Raw genomic sequence first — 13193 nt, forward strand, 5'->3', positions numbered from 1 at the left:
TGCCAAGCGAAAGCACACCTATATCGCCCCCGTCAACGAGCCGCCGAGGCGGTCTTGCCCGTCCCGGGGAGGCCTACCGCGCGGTGTCACCTATCGACGTGAGGAATGGGGTATAATGGGTAAAGTCATCGGCATCGACCTCGGCACCACCAACAGCTGCGTGGCCGTCATGGACGGCGGCAAGCCGAAGGTCATCGAGAATTCGGAAGGCGCGCGCACGACGCCGTCGATCGTCGCCTTCACCAAGGACGGCGAGCGACTGATCGGCCAGCCGGCCAAGCGTCAGGCTGTGACCAATGGCGACAACACGATCTTCGCGGTGAAGCGCCTGATCGGCCGCCGCTTCGACGACCCGGTGACCCAGAAGGACACCGAGCTGGTGCCCTATACCATCGTCAAGGGCAAGAATGGCGACGCCTGGGTCCAGGCGGGCGGGCAGGACTACAGCCCCTCGCAGATCTCGGCCTTCACCCTGCAGAAGATGAAGGAAACCGCCGAGAGCTATCTGGGCGAAACCGTGACCCAGGCGGTAATCACCGTCCCGGCCTACTTCAACGACGCCCAGCGTCAGGCGACCAAGGATGCCGGCCAGATCGCCGGGCTAGAGGTGCTGCGCATCATCAACGAGCCGACCGCGGCGGCTCTGGCCTACGGCCTTGAAAAGAACGACGGCAAGACCATCGCGGTCTACGACCTTGGCGGCGGCACCTTTGACGTTTCGATCCTGGAGATCGGCGACGGGGTGTTCGAGGTGAAGTCAACCAACGGCGACACCTTCCTCGGTGGTGAGGACTTCGACACCCAGCTGGTCGAGTACCTGGCCGAGCAGTTCAAGAAGAAGGAGGGCCTCGACCTCCGCACCGACAAGCTCGCCCTGCAGCGGCTCAAGGAAGCCGCCGAAAAGGCCAAGATCGAGCTGTCGAGCGCGCAGACCACCGAGATCAACCTGCCGTTCATCACCGCGCGGATGGAAGGCGGCGCCACCACGCCGCTCCACCTCGTCGAGACGATCACCCGTTCGGACCTCGAGCGCATGGTCGCCGACCTGATCAAGCGCACGATGGAACCCTGCCGCAAGGCGCTGGCCGATGCCGGGCTCAAGGCCTCGGACATCGACGACGTCGTGCTCGTGGGTGGCATGACCCGCATGCCCAAGGTGCGCGAGGCGGTGAAGGAGTTCTTCGGCAAGGAACCGCACACCGGCGTGAACCCGGACGAGGTCGTCGCCATGGGCGCGGCGATCCAGGCCGGCGTGCTGCAGGGCGACGTCAAGGACGTGCTGCTGCTCGACGTGACCCCGCTGTCGCTGGGGATCGAGACGCTGGGCGGGATCATGACCAAGATGATCGACCGCAACACCACGATCCCGACCAAGAAGAGCCAGATCTACTCGACCGCCGAGGACAACCAGCAGGCGGTCACGATCCGGGTGTTCCAGGGCGAGCGCGAGATGGCGCAGGACAACAAGCTGCTCGGCCAGTTCGACCTGCTCGGCATTCCGCCGGCGCGGCGCGGCGTGCCGCAGATCGAGGTGACCTTCGACATCGACGCCAACGGCATCGTCAACGTCAGCGCCAAGGACAAGGGCACCGGCAAGGAGCAGCAGATCCGCATCCAGGCTTCGGGCGGTCTGTCCGACGCCGATATCGATCAGATGGTCAAGGATGCCGAGCGCTTCGCCGAGGAGGACAAGAAGCGGCGCGAGGCGGCCGAGGCGCGCAACAACGCCGACAGCCTGGTCCACGCCACCGAGCGCCAGCTCGAGGAGAACGGCGACAAGATCGACGCCGGGCTCAAGTCCGAGGTCGAGGCGGCGATCGCCGCGGCCAAGACCGCGATCGAGAGCAACGATCCGGCCGAGATGACCGCCAAGACCCAGGCCCTCACCGAGGTCGCCATGAAGATGGGCCAGGCCATCTACGAGAAGGAGCAGGCCGCCGGCGCTGCCCCGGGGGCCGCGGCCCCGCAGGGCGATGACGACGTGGTCGACGCCGAGTTCTCGGAAGTCGACGACAACAAGGCCTGATGCGCTGGACGATCCACGCCCGTCATCGCCGCCCCGGCGGCGGTGACGGGTCGGTTCGGGGGGACTGACCGTGTCAGCCGAAATCGATTACTATGCCCTGCTCGAGGTCGAGCGGACTGCCGACGACGCAACGCTGAAAAGCGCCTACCGCAAGCTGGCGATGAAGTTCCACCCGGACCGCAATCCGGGCTGCACCGAGAGCGAGGCGCGCTTCAAGCAGATCAACGAGGCCTATGACTGCCTCAAGGACCCGCAGAAGCGGGCCGCCTATGATCGCTATGGCCACGCCGCCTTCCAACAGGGTGGACCTGGCGGCGGCGGGTTCGGCGGGGGTGAAGGCTTCTCCGACATCGGCGACATCTTCGAGACCATCTTCGGCAACGCCTTCGGCGGTGGCGGCGGCGGGCGCCAGCAGGCGCGGCGCGGCGCCGATCTGCGCTACGACATGGAGATCACGCTCGACGAGGCGTTCCACGGCAAGACCGTGGCGATCGATATCGAGGTCTCCTCGCCGTGCGACCCCTGCGGCGGCTCCGGGGCCAGTCCGGGAACAGGGACGCGCCGCTGCAACCTGTGCGGCGGCCATGGCAAGGTGCGCGCGCAGCAGGGCTTCTTCATGGTCGAGCGCACCTGCCCGACCTGCCATGGCCGCGGCGAGGTGATCGAAAGCCCATGCCGCTCGTGCGGGGGCGAGGGCCGGGTCGACAAGCCGCAGAAGGTTGAAGTGCAGGTTCCGCCCGGGGTCGACACCGGCACCCGGATCCGCCTGTCCGGCAAGGGCGAGGCCGGGCCGTTCGGTTCGCCGCCGGGTGATCTCTACATCTTCATCCACACCAAGCGCCATGCGGTGTTCGAGCGTGACGGCACCACGCTGCTGACGCGGGTTCCGATCAGCTTCACCACGGCCGCGCTGGGCGGGGATATCGAGATCCCCGGGCTGGACGGCTCGCGCCTCGCGATCACCATCCCGGCCGGGATCCAGTCGGGCAAGCAGCTGCGTCAACGCGGCGCAGGCATGCCGGTGCTGCAGGGGCGCGGCCGGGGCGATCTGATCATCGAGATCATGGTCGAAACCCCGACCCGGCTGACCGCGCGGCAGAAGGAACTGCTGCGCGAGCTGCAAGCCACCGAGACCGGTGAGGAATGCCCCCAATCGCGTGGATTCTTCGACCGGATCAAGAACGCCTGGAGTGACCTGACCGAGTAGGCCGGCCACGGCCGGCCGCGATCGGCGCTGGCCTAGGAAGGGTCAGGGGCAGGATAAGGGGCAGGGGCTCAGGCCGTCGGCGCAAGTCCGCCCGGTTCGCCCAGGCGCGCCAGCACCTCCTGGCGGATGGTCGGGATCAGCCCGGGATCGGTGCAGAGCCGCTCTTCCTCCTCGGCCAGGATTGCCAGGAAAGCCTCGCGCTTGAATCGCCGGATCTCGGACGGGGCCATCGCGCGTGCCGCAGGCAGGGCCGAGGCGACCAGATCGACCATCCGCTCGGCCCCGTGCAGGCGGCCCCACAGATAGTCGTTCTCGCGGTAGGCGCGGCTGAAGAAAGCGCCGAAGTTGTAGAACTCCACCCCGCGCAGTGTGGTTTGCGCGCCGCCAGGGCGGATCGACGAGCAATCCTCGGGCGAGATCCGGTCGACCTTGACAGGATCGAACTCGGTCAACCCCTCACCGCGCATCAGCGGCAGGGTCACCGCATCGTAGTAGGGAAAACCGAGATAGGTCAGCAGCACCTTGCGCCGCAGCGGCTTGGGCATCGCGGCCATCGCTTCGGCCAGGACCGCATCGGCCACATGATCGGCGGCGATCAGCTGGCGCCGTGCAGCCATCAACGCCAGCACTGCACCGGGATCCTCGTCGACGTGCGCGGCGAGCGCGGCAAAATCCTCGCCCAGCACACTCAAGGGTTCGCGCTCGAAGTACAGCGCCATCGCCCGAAAGATTGCATCGCGCGCGGCGTGGCGGGCATCGTCCGGGATGTCGGGATCGTCATCCCAGTCCTCGCTCAGCCGCCGCACCAGCAGGCGCAGCCGGCGGATCCGGAACGACAGGTCATGTTCGCGCAGGAAGGCGATCGCCGCAGGGGTGACCAGCCCCTTCGCGGAGGACAGCCGGCCGAGCCCCTGCTGCCGCAGATGGCCCATCACCCGGGCCAGCACCGCGTCGTGGCCAAGCTGCGGCGCCGCCTGGACAACCGCGGCGACCAGGGCCTCGACAATGCCGGCGAACTTGAGCTCGACATAGCCGTGCCAGGCGAAGCCAGCCTGGCGCCGGGCCGCCTCGTGCGCCCGGTCACGCCAGGCGGCAAGCCGGCGCACGGTCGGCCGGTCGAGGAACAGCGTGTGGCCGAACTGGCGCTCGACCGCCTCTTCCACCTCGGGTCGCAGCGCTTCGACGATCGTTCGTAGCCTCGCCATTTCGCGCGACTGCAGGGCCAGAACCTCGAGATTGTCGCGGATAGGCTGCTCGCGCGGGATCGACGAGAGCGAACCGAAGATCACCGAAAACCAGCTGGGCGGGCGAGGATCGTCACGGCGCAGCCCACCGACGCGATCGGGATGGGGATCGATATAGACGAAGCGACGGTCCACCTCGCGCTGGGCCGGGCGATCGCGCAACACCCCCATGGCTTCGGCAAAGGGTGCGTTGACCAGCACCGAACCGTCGATCAGGGCCAGACTGTCGCTGTCGATCGCACCGCCACGGCCAGGCAGCAACCCGCGCAGGAAACGCTCGCGCCCGGTCCAGTCGTGCCCGCGTTCGGCGGCGAGCCGGTCGAGTTCGGCCACCTGCAACGCCGGGAAGGCGCCGGGAAAACTGGCCGTGGCGCGGGCCGCGAAGATCAGCTCGAGCGGGTCGGCGAGGGCCTGCCCGGCCGTCGCCGGGGTGGCGGCGCGAAAGCCGATCGAGACGCGGTGCTCGGGCTCTTCCACCTGCGGCGGCGAGTGCAGGGTGATGGTCTCGGCATGCCCCTTGAAGTCGGTCGCGGTGACGAACAGGTCGATCGGGTGGCCGGCGGGCAGCAACGGCGCCGGACCGGTGGTCCGCGCCATGGCCTCCAGCGCATCAGCGATCAGCCGGGAAAAGCCGATCCCGCCGAACGGGGCATCGAACCAGCGCGAGCGGATCAGCCGCGAGAGCTTGGCCCGCACCTCGGAGCGCGTTTCCGGCGCCACGCTCTCGGCCACGACGTTGCCCGGACGCTTGAGCGCGAACCAGATCAGGGGCGCGGCCCAGAACTTGGCGAAGCGCCACCCCGGCTTGGCCGAGGGATCAAGCAGCACGTCGACGTCGGCCTTCTCGAGCCACAGGTCGGTCAGCGGCTCAAGCGACTGGCCGGAATGGATGGCCTGGGCCAGGAACACCCCGTTGATCCCCCCGGCGCTGGCCCCGGCGACGATGTCGGCAAGGACCCGCAGACGCAGGCCGTGGCGGGCTTCAAGATGGCCCAGCAGCGTGCGGTAGACTCCGAGACTGCCGCCAGAGGCTGGCTCGCCGGCATGGTACGAGCGGCTGGCACAGGCGAGCTTCCACAGCTCCTTGGTGACCCCGTGCATATAGACCGCCAAACTGACGCCGCCGTAGCAGACAAGGGCGATCCGCAGTTCTTTCTGCCGCATGACGCAGGCATGCACCGGATCGCGCGGGAACGCAATTGCGTTCCCATTACGTTCTGTCTAGACCGCCGCACATGGCCAAACCGAAACGCCGCTATGTCTGTTCCGCCTGCGGCAGCGTCACCTCGCGCTGGCAGGGGCAATGCGCCGATTGCGGCGAATGGAATACGCTGACCGAAGACGCCCCTCAGACGGTGTTCTCAACCCGGCACGACCTGTCCTCGGGCGGGCGGCCGATCGCCTTCGAACCGCTCGACGCACCCGGCAGCCTGCCGCAGCGGCGCACCACCGGCCTGGCCGAGTTCGACCGGGCGCTGGGGGGCGGGCTGGTGCCCGGCTCGGCCATCCTGATGGGCGGCGATCCGGGGATCGGCAAGTCCACCCTGCTGCTCCAGGCCGCGGCGCGGATCGCTCAGGCCGGCGGGCAGGTGGTCTATATCAGCGGCGAGGAGGCGGCCGGGCAGGTGCGCCTGCGGGCGGAACGGCTCGGGCTGGCCGGCGCCCCGATCAGCCTTGCCTCGGCCACCTCGGTGCGCGACATCCTAACCACGCTGGGCTCGATGGACGCACCGGCGCTGCTGGTGATCGATTCGATCCAGACCATGCATTCCGACCAGATCGAGGGGGCGCCCGGCACGGTCAGCCAGGTGCGCGGCTGTGCCTTCGAACTGATCCGCTATGCCAAGGAAAACGGCACCGCGCTGGTGCTGGTCGGCCACGTCACCAAGGATGGCTCGATCGCCGGGCCGCGCGTGCTCGAGCACATGGTCGACGTGGTCATGGCCTTCGAGGGTGAGCGCAGCCACCAGTACCGGATCCTGCGCAGCCTCAAGAACCGGTTCGGCCCGGTTGACGAGATCGGCGTCTTCGCGATGGCCGGACAGGGGCTGCAGGAGGTGGCGAACCCGTCCCTCCTGTTCCTGTCAGGCCGCGAAGAACCGGTGCCCGGTTCGGCCGTGTTCCCGGCGATGGAGGGCACCCGCCCGGTGCTGGTCGAGATCCAGGCGCTGATCGTGCGACTGCAGAGCGGTGCCACCCCGCGCCGGGCCGTGGTCGGCTGGGACAGCGGCCGGCTGGCGATGCTGCTGGCCGTGCTGGAAGCCCGCTGCGGGCTGAACTTCTCTTCAGCCGAAGTCTATCTCAACGTGGCCGGGGGCTATCGCCTGGCCGATCCGGCGGCCGATCTGGCGGTGGCCGCCGCGCTGGTCTCGGGATTGGCCGATCGTCCGCTGCCCAAGGCTTCGACCTGGTACGGCGAGGTGTCCCTGGCAGGCGAGGTGCGTCCGGTCGCGCATGGCGGGATCCGGCTGCGCGAGGCCGCCAAGCTGGGCTTCGCCAGCGCCTATGCCCCGGCCGACAGCAGCGGCGAGGTCGCCGGCATCCGCCGCCACGACATCGCCATGCTGCCGCGGCTCGTTGACCGGATCATGGGCGACACCTAGGTTCGCAACATGACGGGATTCGACATCTGCGTGCTGGTACTGGTCGGGCTGGGCGCGGTCATGGGGTTTCTGCGCGGCTTCGTACAAGAGGTCCTTGCCCTTGCCGCCTGGGGGGTATCGCTAGTGGCGATCCACTATGCCCATACCCCCGCCAGCCTGATGCTCGAGGGCTATGTGGGCAACCGCATGGGCGCCAATGCCATCCTCGCCTTCGCGCTACTGCTGCTGATCCCCTATGTTGTGGTCAAACTGATCGCGGGTCGGCTCGGCCAGGCCAGTCGTAGCTCGTTCCTTGGCCCGGTCGATCGCGTGATCGGCTTCGGCTTCGGCGCGGTGAAGGGCATGCTGATCGCGGTGATCGGGTTCTCGATCCTGGTACTGGGCTATGACACGGTGTGGGGCGTGGACGGCCGGCCCGACTGGATCACCCAGTCACGCACCTATCCGTTCATCAACGCCAGCAGCGACGCGTTGGTGACGATGATCGGCGAACGCCGGCGCGAGGCAGCCGAAGCGGCCTCGGCCGAAGCCGGGCGCGACGAGGAGGCTCCTGCAGAGCGCCGCTCGCGGCGGCGGCGGCCGGCCCGGGCCGACTGAATGAGCGCCGTCACCCGGCTTTACACCCCGGACATCCTGGCCCTGGCCGTTCGTCTGGCGGAACAGCCACTCGATCCGGGCCATCCGCATCATGGCCGCGCGCGCTCGGCCAGCTGCGGGAGCACGCTGGAGCTGTCGCTCGCGCTGGATGACCAGCAGCGCATCGCCGCCCTCGGTGCGCGGGCCCAGGCCTGCGCCATCGGCCAGGCCAGCGCGGCGCTGTTCCTCGACGGGGCGACCGGACAGTCGAGCGCGCAGCTCGACAGGTCGCGCGCTGCGCTGCGCGCCTGGTTGACGGACGAGGGGCCCCGGCCCGACTGGCCGGGGATCGACCTGCTCGAACCGGCCCGGGCCTTTCCGGCCCGCCACGGCGCGATCCTGCTGCCGTGGGACGCCGCGCTCGACGCCCTTTCACCCGGCGGGAACCGTCGCTAGAACGCCGGGCTCGACTGGGAGGACACCGTCACGATGAATGCAGCAGCGCAGCAGGCCGGTAGCGGCGCCCCGCTCGAACCGAGCGCGTCGGACATGCGCCTGGTGATTGCCGCCTCGTCGGCCGGCACCGTGTTCGAATGGTACGATTTCTTCATTTACGGGACGCTCAGCACGATCCTGTCGAAGACCTTCTTCCCGACCGGCAATGCCACCCTCGAACTGCTCCTGTTCTGGCTGGTCTTCGCGGTCGGCTTCGGCTTCCGTCCGCTTGGCGCGATCCTGTTCGGGTTCCTCGGCGACCGGCTGGGGCGCAAGTACACGTTCCTCGTCACGGTGACGCTGATGGGCGTGGCGACCGCCGGGGTCGGGCTGATCCCGTCGGCCGCGACGATCGGCTGGTGGGCGCCGGGCTGCGTGATCGCGCTGCGCATCCTGCAGGGTCTGGCGCTGGGCGGGGAATACGGCGGCGCGGCCATCTATGTGGCCGAACACGCCCCGTTCAATCGCCGCGGGTTCTACACCAGCTTCATCCAGGCCAGCGTGGTCGGCGGCTTCGTGCTCAGCCTGCTGGTGGTGCTGGCCTGCAAGTTCGCGCTGCCGGCCGAAGTCTGGGCCGCGTGGGGCTGGCGGGTGCCTTTCCTGCTCAGCCTCGCCTTGCTGGCGGTCTCGCTGTGGATGCGGCTCAAGCTGTCGGAAAGCCCGGTGTTCCAGGCGATGAAGGAAGCCGGCGAGATCTCGGGCAACCCATTCGTCGAGAGTTTCACCTATCCCGGCAATCCCAAGCGAATCTTCGTTGCCCTGTTCGGCGTTGCCGCTGGGCTGACGGTGATCTGGTACACCTCGATGTTCTCGGGGCTCGCCTTCATCAAGGGGACCATGCACGTCGAGGACACGACCGCCGAAATCCTGGTCGGCCTGGCTGCGGCGCTGGGCATGGGGTTCTACCTGCTGTTCGGCCACCTGTCCGACCGCGTCGGCCGCAAGCTGCCGATCGTGGTCGGCTATGCCTTGACCCTCGCGTTGCTGATTCCAGCCTTCTGGTTCCTCGGCAGCACCACGGCGCGGCCCGGCGCCAATGTGCAGTGGACCATCTCCGGACCGGACTGCAGCTACAGCGCCTTCGCCACCAAGCAGACCAGCGACTGCGCCAAGCTGATGGCCGACTTCACGGGCGCCGGGCTCGGCTACAGGCTGACTTCCGCACCCACGGTCGGCCTCGCGATGGACGGTCGTGCCCTGCCTGTGGGCGCGCTCGACTGGAGCGATGCCAAGGTTCGCAAGCTCCAGATCGAAGCGCTGGCCGGGCTCAAGGTGTTCAACGCCGCCAAGATCCAGCCGGATCTTGGCCAGTCGCTGCGGATCATCGCCGCCCTGCTGCTGGTCATGGCGCTCTCGGGGGCGACCTATGGGCCGGTTGCCGCGCTGCTGGCGGAGATGTTCCCGCCGCGGGTGCGCTACAGCTCGATGTCGATCCCCTATCACATCGGCACCGGCTATTTCGGCGGCTTCCTGCCGTTCATTTCCACCTACATCGTCGCCAAGACCGGCAATCCCTACAATGGCCTGTGGTACACGTGGGGCGTGGTGCTGATGGCCCTGGTGGTGGCCTGGTGGGGCCTCAAGGGTGGCCGACCGACCGAGTTCAAGCCTGATGCCGCCGCTGATGCCGGCTGAGCCTAGCTGCCCTCCACCTCCGCTGCGTCTAACGCTCGACCCCGCAGCCCTTGCCCACAATTGGCGCGCGCTGGACCGGCTGTCCGGGACAGCCGCGGCCGGGGCCGCCGTCAAGGCCGACGGTTATGGCATCGGCGCGCGCCGGGCGGTCCCGGTGCTGGCCGCTGCCGGCTGCCGTGATTTCTTTGTCGCGCACTGGGCCGAGGCGGCGGCGCTGGTTGATCTGGTCGATCCTGCCTGCCTCGCGGTTCTGCACGGACCATTGACGGCGGCCGAGGCCGCCTGGGCGCAGGCCAACGGCGTACGGCCAGTGTTGAATTCCCTGGAACAGATCGAACGCTGGCAGGCTGTCGGGGGCGGCGTCTGCCATCTGATGGTCGACACCGGGATCAACCGGCTCGGCCTGCCGCTGGCCGCGCTGGGCGATTCCCGCCTGGCTGCGCTTCGGGTCGACATTCTGCTCTCCCATCTGGCCTCAGCGGATGAGGAATCCCCCCTCAATGGACGCCAGCTCGAAGCTTGGCAGGCGGCGCGCCAGCGGGTGCCGCATCGCCGAGCCAGCTTGGCCAACAGCGCCGGGATCACGCTGGGCGCGGCCTATCATGGCCAGCTCACCCGCCCGGGACTTGCCCTGTACGGCGGGGTGCCCTGCGCAGCCCTCGCTGGCCAGATCAGGCCGGTCGTCCGCCCGGAGGCCGCGATCCTGCAGGTGCGAACCATCGCGGCGGGAGATACGGTCGGCTACAATGCCACCTTCACCGCGCCCGGACCAATGCGGGTCGGGGTGGTCGGACTGGGCTATGCCGACGGTTACCTGCGCGCGTGGTCGGGCTGCGGGTCGGCCCATTTTGACGGGGTGCGACTGCCGGTGCTGGGCCGCGTCTCGATGGACATGACCGTGATCGACCTGACCGCCACGCCGCGTGCCGGTGAGGGTGACTGGGTGACGATAGACTATGACCTTCCCGCTGCAGCGCAGCTCACCGGTCTGTCGCAGTACGAACTGCTGACTTCGCTTGGCCAGCGGCTGGCGCGGAACTAGGCGCAGCGGCCTTTTGCTGCGCAACATGGCCCGTGTTGCGTTGCAAAGAAGTCTGGTGCTAGGCGTTTGAATGGACCGAATCAGGCCCCGGGGACCCGCACAATGAGCAACAAGCCGACCGACCAGGACGACGTTGTCATCATCAAGAAGTACGCCAACCGCCGGCTCTACAACACGCGGTCGTCCAGCTACATCACGCTCGACCACCTCGCCAAGATGACCCGCGAAGGGGTCGACTTCAAGGTGGTGGATGCCAAGACCGGTGGCGACATCACCCATTCGATTCTCACCCAGATCATCATGGAGGAGGAGGCCAACGGCGGCGAGCAGATCCTTCCGGTCAATTTCCTGCGTCAGCTGATCGCGATGTATGGCAATTCGATGCAGTCGCTGTTGCCGCACTACCTGGAAGCCTCGATGGAGCATTTCCGCGAGAACCAGCTCAAGCTGCGCAAGGCCTTCGAGGAGAGTCTGGGCAACAACCCGCTCGCCGCGATTGCCCAGCGCAACATGGAAATGTTCAAGGCAGCCGCGGCTGCCTTCATGCCCGGGATCGACGGGAGTGCTCCGCAGCAGGCGGCCAGCCAGGCCGAAGAGGACAAGCCGGCTGACGACCTTGCCGCGCTGAAGGCGCAGATGGCCGAGATGCAGAGAATGCTCGACCGCCTGGCCAAGTAGGCGCAAGCGCTGCGAAAAAACGGGTTCCCAGTTCCGCGGCCGATGCTCTAACAGCGCGGCCATGACTCAGCCCAGCATCAAGCACGCCCTGTCCGTCACCCGCGAGAGCGATTTCGCTGCCTGGTACCAGGAGGTTATCGCCGAGGCCGAGATGGCCGAGGAATCGGGCGTTCGTGGCTGCATGGTGATCAAGCCGTGGGGCTATGGCATCTGGGAGCGCATCCAGCAGATCATGGACGGCCGCATCAAGGAGGCCGGAGTCCAGAACTGCTACTTCCCGCTGTTCATCCCGCTGTCCTACTTCGCCAAGGAGGCCGAGCACGTCGAAGGCTTTGCCAAGGAGATGGCGGTAGTCACCCACCATCGCCTGGTGAGCGACGGGAAGGGCGGGCTGGTCCCCGATCCCGAGGCCCGGCTCGAGGAGCCGCTCGTGGTGCGGCCGACCTCGGAGACAGTGATCGGCGCGGCGATGGCGCGGTGGATCCAGTCGTGGCGCGACCTGCCGCTGCTGACCAACCAGTGGGCCAACGTGGTCCGCTGGGAGATGCGCACCCGCATGTTCTTGCGCACCAGCGAATTCCTCTGGCAGGAGGGCCACACCGCCCACGCCGACCGGTCAGACGCCATGGCCGAGACGCTGCGCGCGCTGGAGATGTACCGCAGCTTCTCCGAGGATGTCCTGGCCATGCCGGTGATCGCCGGCGAGAAGCCGGAGAACGAGCGGTTCCCCGGCGCTGTTGCGACCTATTCGATCGAGGCGATGATGCAGGACGGCAAGGCCCTCCAGGCCGGCACCTCGCACTACCTCGGCACCGCCTTCGCCGAGGCCGCCGGGATCCGCTATCAGGACCGCGAAGGCCAGCAGACGCTGTGCCATACCACCAGCTGGGGCGTGTCCACCCGGATGATCGGCGGGGTGATCATGACCCACGGCGACGATGACGGGCTGCGAGTGCCTCCCGCGATCGCGCCGCACCAGATCGTGATCCTGCCGATGTTGCGCGAGGACGACGGCGACGCGGCCCTGCTGGCCTATTGCGAAACGCTGCGCGCCGAGCTGGCGCAGCAGAGCGCGCTGGGCGAGCGGGTTCGCGTGCTGCTCGACAAGCGCCCTGGCAAGGCCACCCAGAAGCGCTGGGGCTGGGTCAAGAAGGGCGTGCCGCTGATCCTCGAGATCGGGGGCCGCGATGCTGCGGGCGAGCAGGTTTCGGCGCTGCGCCGCGACCGGCTGTGGCGAGCCGACGGCAAGGTCAACTTCGTTGGCCAGTCGCGCGGCGATTTCGTGGCGGGCGCCGCCGATGCGCTTGAGGACGTGCAGCGCAGCCTGCATGCCGAGGCGACCGCCCGGCGCGATGCCCAGATCGAGCGTGGCGTGAGCACTCTGGACGGGCTGGCCGACTATTTCGCCGAGGGCAACCGCTACCCCGGTTGGGTCGAGCTTGGCTGGTCGCGGCCCACCGGCGCGGCGCTGGAAGCGGTCGTGGCCAAGCTCAAGGCGCTCAAGCTGACCATCCGGAACACGCCGATGGACGCGCCGGCGCCCGGCGGCACCTGCCCGTTCACCGGCGAACCGGCAGTCGAGACGATCTACGTCGCGCGGTCGTACTGAGGCAGCCGGCGCGCGCCCGGATACCTTCTCGGGCAGGCGCGCAAGCCAGCGCTTGAAATCGCGCCGCGCCGGGCCGAC

At 68.2% G+C, this 13193-nt stretch carries 10 protein-coding genes; 9 read left to right on the forward strand and 1 reads right to left on the reverse strand.

The features are described from left to right. Positions 1–115 precede the first annotated feature (115 nt). Positions 116–2026: a molecular chaperone DnaK gene (dnaK, locus tag H7F53_RS09885; RefSeq protein WP_185679319.1), complete on the forward strand. Its 1911-nt coding sequence runs from the start codon at positions 116–118 to the stop codon at positions 2024–2026. A gap of 70 nt (positions 2027–2096) precedes the next feature. Beyond that, positions 2097–3233 (forward strand): molecular chaperone DnaJ, encoded by a 1137-nt coding sequence (gene dnaJ, locus H7F53_RS09890; RefSeq protein ID WP_185679320.1) that lies wholly within the window; start codon positions 2097–2099, stop codon positions 3231–3233. Positions 3234–3301: 68 nt separating this feature from the next. Here the strand turns inward: dnaJ and H7F53_RS09895 are convergent, their stop codons facing one another. Continuing rightward, positions 3302–5641, reverse strand: coding sequence for a patatin-like protein (locus H7F53_RS09895; protein ID WP_185679321.1), 2340 nt, complete (start codon positions 5639–5641; stop codon positions 3302–3304). Positions 5642–5712: 71 nt separating this feature from the next. On the opposite strand from H7F53_RS09895, the gene radA reads away from it, so the two are divergent. The 7 genes from radA to H7F53_RS09930 all read left to right on the forward strand — a co-directional run bounded on the left by radA (position 5713) and on the right by H7F53_RS09930 (position 13115). Beyond that, positions 5713–7080, forward strand: a complete 1368-nt coding sequence (gene radA, locus H7F53_RS09900; protein WP_185679322.1) for a DNA repair protein RadA — start codon at positions 5713–5715, stop codon at positions 7078–7080. 9 nt (positions 7081–7089) lie between these two features. After that, positions 7090–7677, forward strand: coding sequence for a CvpA family protein (locus H7F53_RS09905; RefSeq protein ID WP_185679323.1), 588 nt, complete (start codon positions 7090–7092; stop codon positions 7675–7677). Beyond that, positions 7678–8112 (forward strand): iron-sulfur cluster assembly scaffold protein, encoded by a 435-nt coding sequence (locus H7F53_RS09910; RefSeq protein WP_185679324.1) that lies wholly within the window; start codon positions 7678–7680, stop codon positions 8110–8112. It begins immediately after the preceding gene. Between the two features lie 33 nt (positions 8113–8145). Then, on the forward strand, positions 8146–9786 hold the full coding sequence (locus tag H7F53_RS09915) for an MFS transporter (RefSeq protein ID WP_185679325.1): 1641 nt from the start codon (positions 8146–8148) through the stop codon (positions 9784–9786). Further along, on the forward strand, positions 9776–10828 hold the full coding sequence (gene alr, locus H7F53_RS09920) for an alanine racemase (RefSeq protein ID WP_185679326.1): 1053 nt from the start codon (positions 9776–9778) through the stop codon (positions 10826–10828). The genes H7F53_RS09915 and alr overlap by 11 nt, the downstream gene beginning before the upstream one ends. 102 nt (positions 10829–10930) lie before the next feature. Continuing rightward, positions 10931–11506 carry a polyhydroxyalkanoate synthesis repressor PhaR gene (gene phaR / locus H7F53_RS09925; protein ID WP_185679327.1) on the forward strand — a complete coding sequence of 192 codons (576 nt, stop codon included), beginning with the start codon at positions 10931–10933 and terminating at the stop codon, positions 11504–11506. A 61-nt stretch (positions 11507–11567) separates the two neighbouring features. Continuing rightward, positions 11568–13115: an aminoacyl--tRNA ligase-related protein gene (locus H7F53_RS09930; protein ID WP_185679328.1), complete on the forward strand. Its 1548-nt coding sequence runs from the start codon at positions 11568–11570 to the stop codon at positions 13113–13115. Positions 13116–13193: the final 78 nt, after the last annotated feature.

Origin of the sequence: Novosphingobium piscinae (assembly GCF_014230355.1) — a bacterium.
Taxonomy (GTDB): domain Bacteria; phylum Pseudomonadota; class Alphaproteobacteria; order Sphingomonadales; family Sphingomonadaceae; genus Novosphingobium; species Novosphingobium piscinae.